The 17374-nt window shown below is 40.8% G+C and carries 14 protein-coding genes; 5 read left to right on the top strand and 9 right to left on the bottom strand.

Translation table 11 applies throughout. From position 1 onward, the window contains the following. Window positions 1-25: 25 nt before the first annotated feature. From rlmD to ACHEVO_RS07030, 4 genes are all read left to right on the top strand, one after another. Window positions 26-1597: a 23S rRNA (uracil(1939)-C(5))-methyltransferase RlmD gene (rlmD, locus tag ACHEVO_RS07015; RefSeq protein ID WP_394124427.1), complete on the top strand. Its 1572-nt coding sequence runs from the start codon at window positions 26-28 to the stop codon at window positions 1595-1597. A 423-nt stretch (window positions 1598-2020) separates the two neighbouring features. Beyond that, window positions 2021-4558 carry a RelA/SpoT family protein gene (locus ACHEVO_RS07020; RefSeq protein WP_394124428.1) on the top strand — a complete coding sequence of 846 codons (2538 nt, stop codon included), beginning with the start codon at window positions 2021-2023 and terminating at the stop codon, window positions 4556-4558. Window positions 4559-4612: 54 nt separating this feature from the next. Further along, complete coding sequence (gene mutM, locus ACHEVO_RS07025) at window positions 4613-5554, top strand: bifunctional DNA-formamidopyrimidine glycosylase/DNA-(apurinic or apyrimidinic site) lyase (protein WP_394124429.1); 942 nt, start codon at window positions 4613-4615, stop codon at window positions 5552-5554. A 289-nt stretch (window positions 5555-5843) separates the two neighbouring features. Beyond that, entirely contained in the window at window positions 5844-6284 is a 441-nt protein-coding gene (locus ACHEVO_RS07030; protein ID WP_394124430.1) for a hypothetical protein, read from the top strand. A gap of 111 nt (window positions 6285-6395) precedes the next feature. Here the strand turns inward: ACHEVO_RS07030 and mscL are convergent, their stop codons facing one another. The 3 genes from mscL to ACHEVO_RS07045 all read right to left on the bottom strand — a co-directional run bounded on the left by mscL (window position 6396) and on the right by ACHEVO_RS07045 (window position 10627). Continuing rightward, window positions 6396-6851 (bottom strand): large conductance mechanosensitive channel protein MscL, encoded by a 456-nt coding sequence (gene mscL / locus ACHEVO_RS07035; RefSeq protein ID WP_057758404.1) that lies wholly within the window; start codon window positions 6849-6851, stop codon window positions 6396-6398. Window positions 6852-7131: 280 nt separating this feature from the next. Continuing rightward, complete coding sequence (typA, locus tag ACHEVO_RS07040; protein WP_057758402.1) at window positions 7132-8982, bottom strand: translational GTPase TypA; 1851 nt, start codon at window positions 8980-8982, stop codon at window positions 7132-7134. Window positions 8983-9331: 349 nt separating this feature from the next. After that, window positions 9332-10627, bottom strand: coding sequence for an OmpA family protein (locus tag ACHEVO_RS07045; RefSeq protein ID WP_296209691.1), 1296 nt, complete (start codon window positions 10625-10627; stop codon window positions 9332-9334). 584 nt (window positions 10628-11211) lie between these two features. On the opposite strand from ACHEVO_RS07045, the gene ACHEVO_RS07050 reads away from it, so the two are divergent. Further along, window positions 11212-11940 carry a GspH/FimT family pseudopilin gene (locus tag ACHEVO_RS07050; RefSeq protein WP_394124431.1) on the top strand — a complete coding sequence of 243 codons (729 nt, stop codon included), beginning with the start codon at window positions 11212-11214 and terminating at the stop codon, window positions 11938-11940. Window positions 11941-11960: 20 nt separating this feature from the next. Here the strand turns inward: ACHEVO_RS07050 and ACHEVO_RS07055 are convergent, their stop codons facing one another. The 6 genes from ACHEVO_RS07055 to lepB all read right to left on the bottom strand — a co-directional run bounded on the left by ACHEVO_RS07055 (window position 11961) and on the right by lepB (window position 17291). Beyond that, the gene (locus ACHEVO_RS07055; RefSeq protein WP_394124432.1) at window positions 11961-12734 is read right to left on the bottom strand and encodes a pyridoxine 5'-phosphate synthase; all 774 of its coding nucleotides are present in this window, start codon (window positions 12732-12734) and stop codon (window positions 11961-11963) included. Between the two features lie 63 nt (window positions 12735-12797). Continuing rightward, a complete protein-coding gene (gene recO / locus ACHEVO_RS07060) occupies window positions 12798-13589 on the bottom strand; it encodes a DNA repair protein RecO (protein WP_394124433.1) in 792 nt (263 codons plus the stop codon). 63 nt (window positions 13590-13652) lie between these two features. Beyond that, the gene (gene era / locus ACHEVO_RS07065; RefSeq protein ID WP_057762330.1) at window positions 13653-14618 is read right to left on the bottom strand and encodes a GTPase Era; all 966 of its coding nucleotides are present in this window, start codon (window positions 14616-14618) and stop codon (window positions 13653-13655) included. Between the two features lie 346 nt (window positions 14619-14964). Then, complete coding sequence (rnc, locus tag ACHEVO_RS07070; RefSeq protein ID WP_341609767.1) at window positions 14965-15762, bottom strand: ribonuclease III; 798 nt, start codon at window positions 15760-15762, stop codon at window positions 14965-14967. A gap of 102 nt (window positions 15763-15864) precedes the next feature. Beyond that, window positions 15865-16257: a DUF4845 domain-containing protein gene (locus tag ACHEVO_RS07075; protein ID WP_341609768.1), complete on the bottom strand. Its 393-nt coding sequence runs from the start codon at window positions 16255-16257 to the stop codon at window positions 15865-15867. A 131-nt stretch (window positions 16258-16388) separates the two neighbouring features. Further along, window positions 16389-17291 carry a signal peptidase I gene (gene lepB, locus ACHEVO_RS07080; protein WP_394124434.1) on the bottom strand — a complete coding sequence of 301 codons (903 nt, stop codon included), beginning with the start codon at window positions 17289-17291 and terminating at the stop codon, window positions 16389-16391. Window positions 17292-17374 lie beyond the last annotated feature (83 nt).

A 17374-nucleotide genomic window follows, 5' to 3' on the forward strand; every position in this document is an offset into this window, starting at 1 on the left:
AGTTATTTATTATTAAGGCAGGTTTATGCAACCCACCGATTCAAAAACATCTACAGCATCTGATATGGCAGCGCAAAACAGTAACGCTCAAACGAATGAAGCTCAAACAAACGACACCCAAACGATTGTCATTCCGCCTAGTAAGAAAAAATCGAAGCCATCATCAAAGACACGTCGTCGCCTAAAAGATGCAGAGCCAATTCCATTTAATATTGATGGCTTGTCACATGATGGTCGCGGTGTTGCTGTCTATGGTAATGGTTTTGACGTTGCGGAAGGCCATGCTGAAGACAAACACGGCAAAAAAATCTTTGTTAGCTTTGCTCTACCAGGTGAAAGCGCCTTAGTAAAAATAACCAACAGCCGTGCTAGCTTTGAAGAAGGCGATGCCATTAGTATCACTGCCAACCCAAACCCTGAACGTGCTGTGCCACCCTGCCCGCATTTCGGTACTTGCGGCGGTTGTAACTTGCAGCACTGGCAGCCAGATGGACAAATAAACTTTAAACAGTCAGTACTGGCTGAAATGCTAATGCATCAAGCCAACGCGGAACCTGACAATTGGCTCCCTCCTGTGGTCGGCGATCGTCTTGGTTATCGTACCAAAGCACGTTTGGGCGTACGCTATGTCGTCAAAAAAGAAACCGCGCTTGTCGGCTTCCGTGAGCGTTCAAGTAATTTCTTAGCAGAGCTAAATGAGTGTCATATCTTAGATCCACGTATTGGTTTCGAGATTGAAAACCTAAAAACGCTTATTAGTACCCTAGAGAGTCGTGACAAGATTGCCCAGCTTGAGCTTGCAATGGGTGAGCAACTGCCAGAACTACCTGATGGCAATCAGCCAGTTGCGCTCATCGTACGTAATTTAGAACCGTTGTCAGACGCTGATATAGACAAACTAAAAGTATTTTTCGCAGCGCGTAATTGGCAGCTATATTTGCAGTCGAAAGGTGTTGATAGCATCCAACGTATTGCGTTGACAGACGCTGATGATTTGAGCGAGCAATTTGGGCGTTTATATTATCAATTGCCAGAGTATGATCTGACTTTTGAATTTATCCCTACTGACTTTACTCAAGTAAACTTATCGGTGAACCGTCAGATGACCAAGCTTGCCTGTGACTTATTGGACTTAAAAGCAGGTGAACGCGTACTAGATTTATTCAGTGGTTTGGGTAACTTTAGCTTACCGCTAGCGCGTCTCGTTGGCGAGACAGGCTCAGTAGTCGGTGTCGAAGGCAGTGAAGCCATGACCGAACGTGCTGCTGACAACGCTCGTCGCAACGGTATCAACAATACTGAGTTTTACAGTCAAGATTTGACTCAAGACTGTACTGATAAGCCATGGGCCAACCAAGGTTTTGATGCACTATTGATTGATCCGCCGCGCTCTGGTGCTTGGGAAATTATGCAATATTTGCCAAAATTCAATGCTGAACGCATTGTTTATGTCTCTTGTAATCCAGCGACCCTTGCTCGTGATACAAAAGCATTGTTAGAACAAGGCTATCGTCTGACTCATGCTGGCGTGATGGATATGTTCTGCCATACGGGCCATGTTGAATCTATCGCTCGCTTTGAAAAAGTAGCGGTTTAACATTGTTAATCTTCAAAAATGATTAATAGTTAATAACAACTGATAGTTGAACCTAATTAAAGAGACAATTAAGCGTTATTATAATTATCTAAGATAACTCAAAGCTTTGATAAATTTATGCTAATAAGTAGCTATTATTTAGCGTAATTGACCACAGCCGTACAGAGGCTCGCTTGATTTGTCACTTTAAAATGAGATAATAGTAAACAATCTTCCTATGTTTTTGATGATGTTTCCAATCGCTACATAGCAAGCATTTGCACTCATAGCTTTATATATTTTACGCGCATTTTATAGCTGCTAAAAATAACATTTTTAGCAGTTGTATTGGTTTATAGCTGACACTTTATGGATCGTTAATTCAGAGTGTGTGCATAGTAGATGAGGTTATAATCAATTCAAAATAGCTAAGAGGAGTCGGCTATGGTAAAAATTCGTGAAGGATTACCGCTGGTGGATGGACAGACCACGCAGGCCGATAGTGCAACACTTGCGGCGCAACTGGTGGCGAGCCAACGCTCTCACCAGTCAGCCAATAGCTATGCCCAAATTCCCCTCGACATCAAATACCAGTTAGCGACTCACAAGTTACATACTACTTTTGATCGCTCAGCTGCACACACTTATCATTTGCATGATCCTCACACTGAAGACGAGTATTTGGATGATACCAATGCGCTATCAAACGAAGAGCTTGAGGCGGTCGACTTAGACCAAGCCAACATCGACGTACCTACTTGGCTAGATAATGTGGCCAAGCGTATTGGACAAGAGTCAGTACCCAACCTAAGTGCAGCTTGCGAGTTTATTCGTAGTCATATGAATACCAGTGAATCTGAGCGTTCAGGCGCTTATGTGACCGGTATTGGTATGACCGATATTCTGACCTATCTTTATCAAGATGAAGACGCATTGGTCGCGGCCATGCTGTATCGCAGTGCGCGCAAATCAATCATTAGTCTCGCTGAAGTTGAAAAAAACTTTGGTCCAGATATTTTAACGCTTGTGAAAGACACCCTTGCAATGGGTAAGCTGTCGGAGATTATTGAGAGCAACAAGCGTTTAGAAGATCATTTCGTCAATAATCAGCGTGATCAGCTATCAAATATTTATAGTATGCTCATCTCTGTTACTAACGATGTGCGCGTGGTACTGATAAAACTGGCTGAACGTACTTTCGCCATGCGTGAATTGACTTTTTCTAATCAAGAACGTCAAACGCGTGTCGCACGTGAAGTCATGACTATTTATGCGCCATTAGCGCATCGCCTAGGCATTGCACAGCTAAAATGGGAGCTCGAAGATCTGGCTTTCCGTTATTTAGCGCCTGACCGCTATAAAGAAATTGCTAAGCTGCTGTCAGAAAAACGTAGCGAACGCGAGTCCTATATTCAGCGCGTACAAGACAAATTAAATGAATCACTAGCAGATGCCAGTATTGAAGGCGAAGTATCTGGTCGCGTCAAACATATCTACTCTATCTATCGAAAAATGAAGCTCAAAGGCTTATCTTTCGATCAGCTTTATGACATTCGCGCTTTACGTGTCTTGGTTAATAGCCCTTCTGACTGTTATCACGTTTTAGGCCTAGTACATGGCTTATGGCGTTATATTCCTGAGCAGTTTGATGACTATATTACCAACCCTAAGTCTAATGGTTATCGCTCACTACATACTGCTGTAATCGCGGAAAATAAATCACTCGAAGTCCAGATTCGTACTCATGAGATGCACTTTGAGGCCGAGCTTGGCATGTGCGCGCACGTTAATTACAAAGAAGGGCTAAAGAACAAAAAAGACAATTATCTGAATCAAAGAATCAGCTCATTACGCCAATTATTATCTATCAATAATGAGACACGTAATCAGCCACGCTCAGCTGTGGTAGCAGGCGAAGAGATAGATGATATTGAGTTTGACGAAGAAGAGCAACTCGTTGATTTTGATGAGCTAGAACGTATTTATATCTTTAGCCGTGACGGTGATATTACTGAGCTACCAAAAGGCGCGACCGTTCTCGATTTTGCCTACTATGTGCATACTCAAGTTGGCAACCGTGCGCAGGCAGCCCGCGTCAATCAGCGCTATGTGCCACTGACCTATCAGTTGAAAACAGGTGAGCAAGTTGAGATTATCACTAAGGCATCACGTGAGCCCAATCGTGATTGGTTGGTAGCATCGCTAGGTTATATTCATACCAATCGGGCCCGTTCAAAACTGCGCCAATGGTTTAATAAGCAAGACCGTGATAAGAACATTGAAATAGGTCGCCAAATGCTCAGTAAAGAGCTTGAGCGCCTATCTGTTCATCCTAATAGTATTGATCTAAACGACTATATTCAGCATTTTCATGTCAATACGACCGATGATATTATCGTGGGTCTGGTGACAGGTGATATTGGCCTGAATCAGTTGACCAGTCATATCTCTCGTCAGCTACACCTTGAACCTGAGATACCACCAGAGAGCTTTGTACCGCATGTAGATAACAGAGATACAGGTAAGCTCGATGCTTATAAAATCCATATCGATGGTTTGGATAATATCGAAATCAATTTGGCAGGTTGTTGTCATCCTGTGCATGGCGAACCGATTGCTGGTTACATCACTTTATCGCGTGGCGTTAGCGTGCATAATCGAGGCTGCCCAGAGTACTTACGTCTGGTCGAGCGTGACCCTGAGCGCAAGATAGAAGCCGCTTGGCAAGTACAGACGGGGCGTTATCAGCCCGTTGATATTCATGTCGAAGCATATGACCGACGCGGATTGCTACGTGATTTGACACAGATAATTGATAAAGAAAACGTCAATATTCGCCAAGTGCAAACGTTAAGCAATGACGACAATATTGCTTTTTTAAAGTTCCATATTGAAGTCTCAGGCTTGGCACATCTGTCTAAGTTGCTCGCAAAATTAGAACAGCAACATGGTATTTTGCACGCGCGCCGTGCAGTCGTGTAAATAAAACGTTAAGTCAGTCGTTGTTTATTCCACAATAGAGTTTTCAAAAATACTATGCCTGAATTACCTGAAGTAGAAACCACTAAAGCCAGTCTTGCTCCATTATTGGGGCAACAGGTAGTTGATGTTAAAGTATTTCAACCAAAGCTACGATGGATGATGCCAGATAACTTGGATGAGCTGGTTAATTACACCTTAGATAGTGTCGAGCGCCGAGCAAAGTATCTGATTCTTAATTTTCTGCCAGTAGCTGCACAGAATAACGCTCCAATGTCAGCCAGCAAAGTTGAACCACGTCAGCTTCTTATTCACTTAGGAATGTCAGGTAGCTTACAACAGCACAGCTATGGTACTGATAAGCGTAAACATGACCATCTGGTCGTCGTTTTTAATGATGCTGATAATAAAAAGTCTCAGCTACATTACTATGATCCAAGACGCTTTGGTTCAGTACTATGGCATGAGGATTACGGCAATAAACTACTAGATCATCTAGGTCCTGAACCGCTTTCAAAAGATTTTACCGCAGACTATTTATACAGCTTAATTCAGCGTATAGATTTATCTAGCCAAGATGGCAGTGGGTCATCGTCAGATAATACTAAAACGAATAAGCGACTAAAACCCATTACTCGGGCTATTAAATCTGTCATCATGGAACAAGAAGTCGTGGTCGGTGTTGGCAATATTTATGCGACTGAAAGCCTGTATTTATCCGGCATCCATCCTGCTACGCCAGCCAGTCAAATTTCATACGATCAGATTGTCATTTTAGTGAATCATATTAAAGAAATTTTAAAGAAAGCGATAAAACTGGGCGGTTCGACACTACGGGATTTCACAGTAGCAAGTGGTCAAACTGGTTACTTTCAGCAAACCTTAAATGTGTATGGTAGACAAGGAGAGAGCTGTCTGCATTGTAGTACGACGCTAGAGAACATCAAGCTTACTGGTAGAGCCAGTGTTTATTGTCCAAATTGTCAGCCGTTAAAATAGCTAATAACTGATACCCGCTTACTTGTGCTACGTTTATATTAAATGAAGACAATATTTGAACAGAGTATTTATTCTAAAAGTATCAAATATTGTCAAAGCTATAACTAGATTATTCTCATTTTTGTTGCTTATTAGCGCACATCTTGCTTTAATAGTGCTAGCGCTTACATAAATAGTGCGTATCATTTATTTTTCTGTAATATTTAGACTAACTATTGTTGCCGCAAGATTCCTGTGTGAAGATAGCAGCAGCCATTAATCATACTACTATGAGTTTCAGGATATCGTTATGACTGTTAAAGCAAAAACCCAACGCACAGTTAAGCAGAGATTTTTTACTGTATTAGCAACTTTAGGATTGGTAGTTGCGACCATTCAGCCTACTTCTGCAGCTATAGAAATTGATGAAACTGATTTCGGTCCTTCATACGAGACGATGGTAGTCGATACGATTGTTGGTAAGCCACTGCAACTCGTGAATGCTGTTGCTGGTACGGCAGCTTATATCGTTAGCTTACCTTTTTCACTTATTGGTGGTAATGCAGATCAAGCACAGCAGAAGCTATTTGTTGAACCTTGGGATGCTATGGGACGTTGTTTAGGCTGCACAGTTGCAGAAGACAACTATTACAAATCTCAAGTTGTTGATAATAACGTGGTACGTATCGTTGTCGATCAACCATCAGAAATTCTAATTAATACCAATGACTATGTAGTGGTCACTCCGTAACAATTTGCTTTTAGTAGGCACATCAAATAGTTCACAAGAATGACTGTGACTATTTCATAGCAAAAAGGCTAACGAGAAGTTAGCCTTTTTTGTTGTCAACGAATTGATAATTTATTTCGTAATACTGGTATTACTTAATTTGGCACTGATTTCACGCAGCAACTTCACTTCCTCTGATGGCTCTTCTACTGCTTCTTCTATAACTTCCTCTACCTCTTCAGCACGGCGCATTTTATTGACACCTCTAACCATCATAAAGATGATGAAAGCTAAGATTAGGAAGTTAATAAGTACGGTAATAAAACTACCGTAAGCCAATACAGGTACACCTGCCTCTTTGAGCGCATCATAAGTCATAGCAATACCATCTGGTGCATCGCCTAAAACTAAGAACATGTTCTCAAAATTAATCTCGCCGCCAAAGATAAAAGCGACAATCGGCATAATAATATCATCTACCAGAGATTTTGTAATGGTAGCAAAAGCCCCGCCGATGATAACACCGACTGCCAAATCCATTACATTACCCTTGACAGCGAACTCTTTGAACTCTGAAACCATACTCATTATTTTTTCCTCAAAATTTATCTATAAACAAATAGATATTTATATAATTAATGTCATATCTAGCTTTCATGTTAATAATTGAATACATTAACACCACTATTCATTCTGTCTGTATTTTTCCAAGATTACAACACAAAAAAAAGCAGTATAAAGTGAACCACTAATAGCTCACCTTATACTGCTCATCTTTTGAATCACTTAGTGCTAATAAAACTACTGACACTAAGTGTTCGCTTCAAACATCAATACTATGAATTACTCAGTAACTCACTTGTTGATATTAAGCACCTTTTTTACCACGGCCGTGACGCTTACGCTCACTTTCAGTCAAGTAGCGCTTACGAATACGTACCGCTTTTGGCGTTACTTCGACTAGCTCATCGTCTTGAATAAATTCAAGCGCTTGCTCAAGAGTGAACTTCACTGCTGGCGTCAACGTCAATGCTTCGTCAGTACCACTAGCACGTACGTTGGTTAACTGTTTAGCAGTCGTTGGGTTAACAGTCATATCATCGTTACGAGAGTTAAGACCAACAATCATACCTTCATAAACTTCAAGCTGTGGCTCAGCAAACAACTTACCACGTTTCTGTAGGTTAAATAGAGCAAAACCTAGGCAAGTACCATTTGCCATAGAAACCAATACGCCGTTAGAACGACCACCAACATCACCGATCTTCTGTGGACCGTAATGTGAGAAGCTCGAGGTCATGATACCACTACCTGAAGTCAGGGTTAGGAACTCAGAACGGAAGCCGATCAAGCCACGCGCTGGTATGGTCGCCTCGATACGCATACGGCCTTTACCGTCCAGCTCCATGTTAGTCATCTCGCCTTTGCGTAGACCAACTTGCTCCATGATAGAACCTTGATGCTCTTCTTCGATATCGAAGACAACGTTTTCATACGGCTCTTGTAGCTTACCATCAACTTCTTTAACGATAACTTCTGGACCAGAAACACCTAGCTCAAAACCTTCACGGCGCATGTTTTCGATAAGTACTGATAAATGAAGCTCGCCACGGCCTGATACTTTGAATTTATCAGGAGACTCAGTGTCTTCTACACGCAATGCTACGTTATGAATCAATTCACGCTCAAGACGCTCACGAATGTTACGTGAAGTCACAAACTTACCTTCACGACCAGCAAATGGTGAATTATTTACTTGGAAGTTCATAGATACTGTAGGTTGATCTACCGTTAGTGCTGGTAATGCTTCAACGTTGTTAGGATCACAAATAGTATCAGAAATGTTTAGTGCATCGATACCTGTGATACAAACGATATCACCTGCTTGTGCATCTTCAACGTCAATACGATCAAGACCATGGTAACCCATGATTTTTAGAATACGGCCGTTACGCGTCTTACCATGCTTATCAATAACAGTCACTGGCGTGTTAAGTTTAACTTTACCACGTTGAATACGACCAATACCGATTACACCAACAAAGCTGTTGTAGTCAAGGCTTGAGATTTGCATACGGAACGGAGCGTCAGCATCAACCTGTGGTGGCTGAACAACGTCAACGATAGTTTTGAACAATGGCGTCATATCATCAGCTAAATCATCTGCTTCTAGACCTGCAATACCATTCAATGCTGAAGCATAAACAACTGGAAAATCAAGCTGCTCATCGTTTGCACCTAGGTTGTCAAACAAATCAAAGATTTGATCCATTACCCAATCAGGACGTGAGCCAGGACGATCGATTTTGTTAATAACAACGATCGGCTTTAGACCTTGTTCGAATGCTTTTTGCGTCACAAAACGAGTCTGAGGCATTGGGCCATCAACAGCGTCAACAACCAAAAGTACGCAGTCAACCATAGACATTACACGCTCAACTTCACCACCGAAATCGGCGTGACCTGGGGTATCAACAATGTTGATACGGTATTCAGTTTCTGAAGTTTTATCTGTCCAGCGGATAGCTGTGTTTTTAGCCAAAATGGTAATACCACGTTCTTGCTCAATATCACCTGAGTCCATTGCACGCTCAGCAATGTTTGCACGGTCGCCAAAAGTACCAGACTGATGTAATAACTTATCAACCAAAGTTGTCTTACCGTGGTCAACGTGGGCAATAATTGCAATGTTACGCAGGTGTTTGATATCGTTCGCCATATAAAATGCTCGTTTCGTCTTAAAAAAATGCAGTAGCAGTAAGCGCTGCTGAATAAACTTTCATCATCAATCAGATAGATATTGAATCTAAGATGATGCAAAAAAGAATGCTATCAAATAAAAAAGTTCAATACAATCAAATATCTATACTGACGAATTCATCATACAGATTGCTATGCTAATGTACATGCTGTTAATTTACAGAATGTTTGGGTGGCTAGTATAACATTATTGATTCATAAATTTATGTAATAACTCACTTTTCTCAATACATAAATAAAAAAAAGCCACCCATTGGGTGGCTTTTTTTGTAACTGTATATTTTACTATACGATTATTTTGCTAATACTTACTGAACAACCATATCTTTAGTTTGTTCAACAGTCATTGTTTTGTCACCAGTGATGATGGCATAAACACGACGGTTCATAGCACGACCTTCTTCAGTGTCGTTTGAAGCGATTGGGTTGTTGTAACCATAGCCTACAGTTGATAGACGGTTTGGAGCGATACCGAATTCATTAGTTAGCATAGATTTAACAGCAACGGCACGAGCTTCAGATAGACGTTGGTTGTAACGTGCTGAAGGACCAGTCTTAGAAGCATGACCTTCTACACGAGCTGTAGAGTTAGGATACTCACGCATCTTCTCTGCTACTTTAGCGATTTCTGGCTTGTACTGGTTTTTGATAGCTGACTTGTCGTTATCAAAGAATACACGTAGTTCCATTTTCAGTTCGTCAGTAATGTCTACTGGTACTGGGCAACCGCGCTCATCAACTACAACGTTCATTGGAGTGCCTGGGCATGCATCGATGCTATCAGGTACGCCATCACCGTCAGAATCAAGATCAGCTTCAACAACAACTACTGGAGTGTTGTCAACTACTGGCTCTTGCATAGGTGGTACTGCTACTGTAGGTGCTAAATGGCCACCTAGTACTACTTCTAGACCGGCCAAAGCCATGCCTTCCCACCAGTTGTTATCAAAGTTATGAATCGCACGAGCTTCACCACGTAGGCTTAGCGCGTCATTGATGCGATACATAGCACCTAGACCTAGGTTACCGATAGTGTCTTTAGAGTTTGATACTTCAGTACCAGCAGCAACTACTTCACCGTTAGAGTTAGTATACTGTTCTTGGTTCTCTACTTTGATTTTAGACTGGCCAGCACCTACTAGTACGTATGGTTTAAGTGCGCTATCAGTGTAACCAGTAAATTCTTCGGTACCGATCAAGAAGTTACCAGAAATCATTTCTTGTTCAATATCAAAGCGGTTAACGCCGGCATCAGCTGAATCTTCAGAAGCTTCGCCGTTTGCGTCAGATACACCATATTCTACTTGGAACTGAGTAGAAGGAGTAAGTTCAATACCTAAAGCTGCACCAGTGTATAGGCTGCTTTCTTTGGCTACGCCACCATTGCTGTTACCACGGCTACCATCACCGATAACATCGCCGTTAGCATTTTCATACAAGTTTTTACCAGTAGTAAGAACTTCACGCTGTTTGTCAGAGGTATCACTGAATTCTTCAGTCATGTGATAACCAAGTAACAATGGGCTAATAGTAACACCAGCGTTAGCTGCCATCGGTGCAGCCGCTACAGCAACAAGGGCTAGAGCTATTTTGTTCAATTTCATGGACTTCCTCCAAAGGATAATTTTAGTGATGCATTAAGCAAAACCGATTCTCAAGACGTACTAAGATAGACATCTCTTACGCATTTTAAGTTACAAAGCAAAACCAATTAAGGAGTAGCTTAGCGATTATTAATTCAGTTTACAACTTTTTTCGTTAACGAGCTACACATTATTACACGATAATGTTGTAACTAAAACACAATAAACAGTCTAAGTTACCCAGAACTAACACACCTTACGCTTCTTATCTTTTACACATCAGTTTGCGATAGATGAATGGTCTATTGATAGCTATTTTCTTGAAGCATTTTATTACAATTAGAATTTTTTCTCTATTGCTAATGTCGTTCTTTCACTAATTGAAACATTTTTTGACAGTCGCTATATATTACATATATATTGTAAAAAACCAATATTCTTCTGAAAATCAAGTAATTAGGTGTTGTATGTGTTTTATATACAGTGGAATAAGAGAAAGTTTAAAGAATTTGGACAATTGGTTTGCTTAAAAGATAGTCAACACAAGGATGTGTGAGACGTTGTTTTTTGCTTGAATGACAAACAGCTATGGGATGTAGCGCTTTATGAACTTATTTAATAAGGTACTAGCCAGTTATAGAAGAATAGTAACTTTTGTTCTTTATATATCTATTCACAGAAAAGACAGATATAGAGTTGGTAAGTTTTTAACCATTGCACATAGGTTACTTGATGAACTACTGAAGTTAGTCAGTTATAGGATATCAACCCTTCAAAACAATAATATTTTAAATGCTAAGCAATCAAACGGCTTTACTCTCGTTGAGCTAACTGTGACGACAATGGTATTAGGAATTATCGCAGCTATTGCAGCGCCAAGCATCTTAACGCACTTAGCACGAATGGAGGCGCAACGTGTCAAGCATCAACTAGAGAACACTTTATCCTTAGCAAAGGCCGAAAGTTATATAAGTCGGCAGGATGTCTTAGTTTGTTTATCGAATGATGCACATCAATGTCATAGGAACAGTGATAAAACGCTTCTGTTATTTGTAGATAAAAATAATAATAAGCATTTTGATTCTCAAGTAGACACGTTATTAACTCAGCAATCCTTAAACCTAAGATATAGTACAGTGAAGTTAAGAGTTGGCGGTAGGCGCCACTATACTAAATTTTGGGGCGATAGCGGCAGACCGCGAGGACACTTTGGCCATATAAAATACTGCCCTACCTCTTCTTATAATGAGTCAATGTACCAAATTTCTTTTAACCAATCCGGTATCGTCAAACATAAACTTAATGCAGACCACCCTACGAAATGTAATGGGTAATAGATGCCGTATATGCAAACCTATTTATGCATGGCCTCTTTCATCATTGTCACAGCGCTTTCTATTCCTACAAGAACCGCATCTGCAATAAGTGCATGACCAATATTTAACTCATATATACCATCAATCTTTGCAATGGCATTAACATTGTCACACGTTAAACCATGACCTGCGTTAATAAGCAATTTATCGTCTAGGCTCTGTGCTGTAGCTACTGCTTGTTCAATTCTTTGAAGCTCAGCCAACTGTGCGGCAGTATCATTTGCTAATCCTGCTTCGGCATAAGCACCCGTATGCAACTCTATCGCGTCCGCACCACACTCTATCGCGGCTGCAATCTGCTTATCATCTGGATCAATAAACAAAGAAACCTTAATATTAGAGGCTTGTAGTTTATGAACATACTCTTTTAGAGACGTGACTTGCCCTGCAACATCAAGACCACCTTCTGTCGTTAACTCTGCACGCTTTTCAGGTACTAGACATACCCAAAAAGGTTTAACTTCGCAGGCAATTGCAAGCATCTCATCAGTTGCGGCCATCTCCAGATTCATTCTCGTCGACAACTGCCCCGCCATTTCATAAACATCCGCATCTTGTATATGACGACGATCTTCACGTAAATGTATAGTGATACCATCTGCCCCTGCCTTTTCGCACAATAATGCAGCAGCCAACGGACTTGGATAACTCACACCGCGCGCTTGACGAAGTGTTGCCACATGATCAATATTCACGCCTAACAAAGGTTTTTTTGTATTGTTTTCAGATGAGGTAGATACAGAGATACTCATAAAAAATCCTTTGGACAATTAAGCCTAACTTATATAGTTGATACTACGATGATATTTGAGACTTTATTGATAACGCTGCTGTTGCTGCCATAACAGACGACTTCGTAGTGGCTGATAGTCAAGCAAATGATCAATAAGATGTCGATGTAGCTTTGACCAATGGCTCAGCGTCTGCTCAGTAATACCTAAGCGTGCCATTTCTATAATATCCGCACCCTTAAAAACAGTCTGTCCAGACTCACTGGCTAAATGCTCAGACTCTTCATTATGTACCAATACAGGGAGCAAACCTACATCCGGTAAAAAGCGGTAAGTACAATTAGGCTCAATGGGGTCTTCAACGTTGTTATGCGTTAACGTTAAAGTGAATCCTAACTCGGTAAATAGATACTGCTCAAACTGACGTAGACAGAGACGAAGCTCGCTATTACTTAAGGGCTGCTTGAGTTGTTGTAGACTGATTTGATAATGCTGCCACAATACTGGCATCGGGTCTTCAGTAGGTAACAACCGCCACAGTATCTCGTTTATATATAGTGCGGCATACTGATGTTGGCCGCTGATATTAGCGTAAGGTACGGCTTCTAAGACAGCAGGTGCACTATCTTTTTGAACACTGTCTTTTTGAACGGTATCAGTTTGAGTCGTATCTTGCGAAGCAATATTAATTTGACTAAAGGTTTTTAAGTCGCGTTTACCAGTAGCAAAAAGCTGTAATGGCATAAATAGTGGCGCGCCTTTTTTCCCAACGCCATGTATCACGCCATGTTGTTGAGAAAAAAGATAATACAAAGCGCGTTTTTCCTGATAAGGGCGCTGATGCAATAAATACCCGACGAGCGCTTCATTACGCATTTTTTATTACCTAAATAGCTAAAAGGCAGGCAGTATTTTTGAAGCGTGCGTTTTTAACCGCTATCAATAGCCCAAACTGGTCAACGCACGTTCGTCATCAGACCAACCACGTTTCACTTTGACCCACAGCGTTAACATGATTTTTTTACCGAATAACTGCTCCATATCTTTACGAGCATCCATACCAACTTGTTTGATACGCTGACCTTTGTCACCGATAACGATGGCTTTTTGACCACCACGTTCAACATAGATAGTCGCATCGATGAAAGTACAAGCTTTGCGTGGACGCCCTGTTTTTGGATCAGTATGTGCAGGTTCGTCTTTAAACTCATCAATCTGTACGGTTAAATCATATGGCACTTCATCGCCCGCACTACGCATGATTTTTTCGCGAATGATTTCACTGGCCAAAAATCGCTCAGAGCGATCAGTGATTTGCTCTGTATCATAAATAGGAGCAGCAACTGGTAAATGTGAGGCAATCACTTCTTGTAAACGATCTAAGTTTTGATTTTTTAGTGCAGATACAGGAACGATATCAGCAAAATCGAAACTATCGTTGAAAGTTTCGATAAGTGGTAGCACACTGCCTTTATCTTTTAGAGTATCTGACTTGTTAATAACCAAGACGACTGTTAGATTGGTCTCGCCAAGCTTTTGCAAGGTCAATAAATCATCGTCACGCCATTGATCTGAATCGACAACAAACAATACTAAGTCTACATCTACTAACGCCGATACCGCCGCTTTATTCATACGTTCGTTAATAGCACGTACTTCGTTGCGGTGAATACCTGGTGTATCAACAAACACCGCTTGCATTTCATGGTTTGACAAAATTCCATGAATACGATGACGGGTGGTTTGTGGTTTGCGTGAAGTAATAGACAGCTTTTGACCCAATAAGTGATTCATCAAAGTTGACTTGCCCACATTTGGACGTCCAACAATGGCCACATAACCTGCTCTAAAATCATCAGCCATACGAGCATTGCCACTCGGTGCAAAAAACTCTTCAATAGCCATATCATTGTCTAATGCAATATCTTCTGCATCAGTAGCATGAATCTCTTTGGTAACTTCGATATTGTTTTGGCTTGAATCAATATCTGTATTCTTACCCAAATTTTGGGTGCTGTCTTCATTGTTTGATGGCAAATCAGTATGATTGCTCATAAGTTAATCCTATAGGGTTTGTGTCTAGCCGAACAGTCGTTGATGCTAAATTTATTCAGTCACCATTAAAAACGGGCTAGAGACATTTAAAGTTTTAAAATAAATAATATGTGAGGTAGTTTTAATGTATGTTTGCCAAGTTATAAACCAATCTAAACCGATACTATGCATCTAAAAATGCGTTTATGGATATCGGCTATACACGTTTTTTGGCAGATCCTGGCAATTTATGTAATTGGTTAATCATAAGCTCTGCTGCTTTCTGTTCAGCGATACGGCGGCTCTCACCAGATTCAGTAATATCAGGACAGTTATTGATATTTACATGGCAACGTACAACGAAAATTTGATGCGGTGCATTACCACGCGTTTCCATGAGTTCGTAGTTGGGCAAGTCAAACTGCTTAGATTGTAGCCACTCTTGTAACCGACTCTTAGCATCCTTCAGCGCTTTTTGGTCATTGACATTATCAATCAGATCACCATACCAAGAGAGAACACATTTGCGAGTAATATCCATATCTTGGCTGTCTAAATAGATAGCACCAATTAGAGACTCTACGGCATCGGCCAGTATAGAAGCACGATTGCGACCGCCACCTTTTCGCTCACCTACTCCTAATATAAGATGGTTAGACAGCTCTAGGTTTTGGGCGATAATTACCAATGACTCTTGGCGCACCAGTGTTGCACGCATACGCGTTAGGCGCCCTTCATTTTGACTAGGATAACGATGATATAAAGCTTCACCCACAATCATCCCTAAAAGTGCATCACCTAAAAACTCTAGGCGCTCATAGTTTTTTTTGCTATCAAATGAGCGATGCGTTAACGCAAGTTTAGGTAGACTCAAGTCATTGAACTCGTAGCCTAACTTACGCGTTAATACTGCTAACCGCTGAATAAATTCCGAGCTAACAACAAGCGTGTCAACAGATGTACTATTTTTTTGGGAAGTAGAAGCCGCTTGGGAATGGTGCAAAGTTGGTTTCATGCGAGGTTTGTGGTTATCCCTTCTGCTTGACAGATTTAGTTTAATAATATTATTTGATATATCTTATGAAATAATGAAGGTGCTATGTCGTACTATTGCGACTTACTCTGCTGTTGCCATTTCGACGTCACCCTCGAAACGGTTAATAATATCAACATTGCTAAAAAAGTTATTAGTTATTGCATATTCTTTATGAATAGCCAATTGACCTGTTTTTTTATCAGTAAAGGTAAATACGTCTTCGGCTTTAGTATCGTAATCTGCGTTAATTGATAACTGCTTATCAACACGCTCAACGAATTGCTTAGCTGTTTCGTTATTACTATTGGCTTCTTTTAGCTGTGCACTCAAAAGCTTTGTCAATTGGTAGTCACCAATTTGAGCTGGTACGATAGCTACTGTCAATTTGGTCGCAATACCCAAAAGCATAATAATGAGAACAATGTTTGTCACACTGGCACCGCGCTGCGTAGCCAAACCAGATAATTGCTGCATTATAAGATCCTTCTAAAGATAAACGACTATTTTGAATAAGTGTATAAATAATAAATAGCTATTTATTAGATAGCAATGATATTAGCATAAAACTATTATAGATAAATCAATCGCTAAGCAATCACATTGCCTTAATTGATAGTACCATTACGTTCAAAGGTTGGTAGATTAAGACCAGGTGGTTTATGCATCCAAATATAAACTGCCTTACCTGCTAGGTTTTCATCCGGAACGAAGCCCCAAAATCTACCGTCTGCACTGCGATCGCGGTTATCACCCATCACAAAATACTGACCCTCTGGCACGTCAATGCGCCACTCAGTACCCTCTGACTCAACCACCTCTGGTGATTGTTGCTGCAAAAATGGCGCGTACTGTGAACTGTTCATACCGTCTAAATAGCGCACGAGGTGCTTGTTGTCACCTTGTACTTCTCCAAAATATTGTGCCGCATCTTCTTCTTGCTGACCCATTGCAGAAGCACTCTCCTCAGTCAGCACTTGACCTGGACCAACCTGACCTGGTAAGTATAGCTGTGAAGTCAATTCAGCATTTGCCGCGAAATCTACAGACTTAGTCTCAACAGGTACATCATTGATAGATAACGTGCCTTGACTATAGCTTACGGTGTCACCAGGCAAACCGATAACGCGTTTAATATAATAAATGCTCGGGTTTTCAGGATAGCGAAACACTGCCACATCACCATGCTCAGGTTCACCAGTATCTAGCACCTTATTGTAGGTTAACGGCAGGCGCACGCCATATGCATACTTATTGACAGCAATAAAGTCACCCGTATATAGCGTCGGCACCATAGACGATGATGGGATATTAAATGGCTCAATTAAAAATGAGCGTACTATCAATACCACTGCTAACACAGGGAAAAAGTCATAAGCCCAGCGAACTAGTAAGCCTTCTTGACCTCGACCACGAGTTTTGCGCTGTTTGAGCGCTAACTTGTCTAACAGCCAAACAATTCCTAGGACTATAGTTAACGGCACTAAAATTAAATTAAAATCAAAATCCATACCAAATTGCCTATTAACGAGCGGCTTATCTAACACCTTTACGATAAGACTCACTACATTTGACTGTTATCTACAATGTCTAT

It is taken from the genome of Psychrobacter nivimaris (assembly GCF_043419765.1).
GTDB lineage: Bacteria > Pseudomonadota > Gammaproteobacteria > Pseudomonadales > Moraxellaceae > Psychrobacter.

Excerpts from the sequence above, each read along its gene's own strand:
- rlmD (WP_394124427.1), top strand. The coding sequence starts at position 26 with ATGCAACCCACCGATTCAAAAACATCTACAGCATCTGATATGGCAGCG.
- ACHEVO_RS07020 (WP_394124428.1), top strand. The coding sequence starts at position 2,021 with ATGGTAAAAATTCGTGAAGGATTACCGCTGGTGGATGGACAGACCACG.
- mutM (WP_394124429.1), top strand. The coding sequence starts at position 4,613 with ATGCCTGAATTACCTGAAGTAGAAACCACTAAAGCCAGTCTTGCTCCA.
- ACHEVO_RS07030 (WP_394124430.1), top strand. The coding sequence starts at position 5,844 with ATGACTGTTAAAGCAAAAACCCAACGCACAGTTAAGCAGAGATTTTTT.
- mscL (WP_057758404.1), bottom strand. The coding sequence starts at position 6,851 with ATGAGTATGGTTTCAGAGTTCAAAGAGTTCGCTGTCAAGGGTAATGTA.
- typA (WP_057758402.1), bottom strand. The coding sequence starts at position 8,982 with ATGGCGAACGATATCAAACACCTGCGTAACATTGCAATTATTGCCCAC.
- ACHEVO_RS07045 (WP_296209691.1), bottom strand. The coding sequence starts at position 10,627 with ATGAAATTGAACAAAATAGCTCTAGCCCTTGTTGCTGTAGCGGCTGCA.
- ACHEVO_RS07050 (WP_394124431.1), top strand. The coding sequence starts at position 11,212 with ATGAACTTATTTAATAAGGTACTAGCCAGTTATAGAAGAATAGTAACT.
- ACHEVO_RS07055 (WP_394124432.1), bottom strand. The coding sequence starts at position 12,734 with ATGAGTATCTCTGTATCTACCTCATCTGAAAACAATACAAAAAAACCT.
- recO (WP_394124433.1), bottom strand. The coding sequence starts at position 13,589 with ATGCGTAATGAAGCGCTCGTCGGGTATTTATTGCATCAGCGCCCTTAT.
- era (WP_057762330.1), bottom strand. The coding sequence starts at position 14,618 with ATGGCTATTGAAGAGTTTTTTGCACCGAGTGGCAATGCTCGTATGGCT.
- rnc (WP_341609767.1), bottom strand. The coding sequence starts at position 15,762 with ATGAAACCAACTTTGCACCATTCCCAAGCGGCTTCTACTTCCCAAAAA.
- ACHEVO_RS07075 (WP_341609768.1), bottom strand. The coding sequence starts at position 16,257 with ATGCAGCAATTATCTGGTTTGGCTACGCAGCGCGGTGCCAGTGTGACA.
- lepB (WP_394124434.1), bottom strand. The coding sequence starts at position 17,291 with ATGGATTTTGATTTTAATTTAATTTTAGTGCCGTTAACTATAGTCCTA.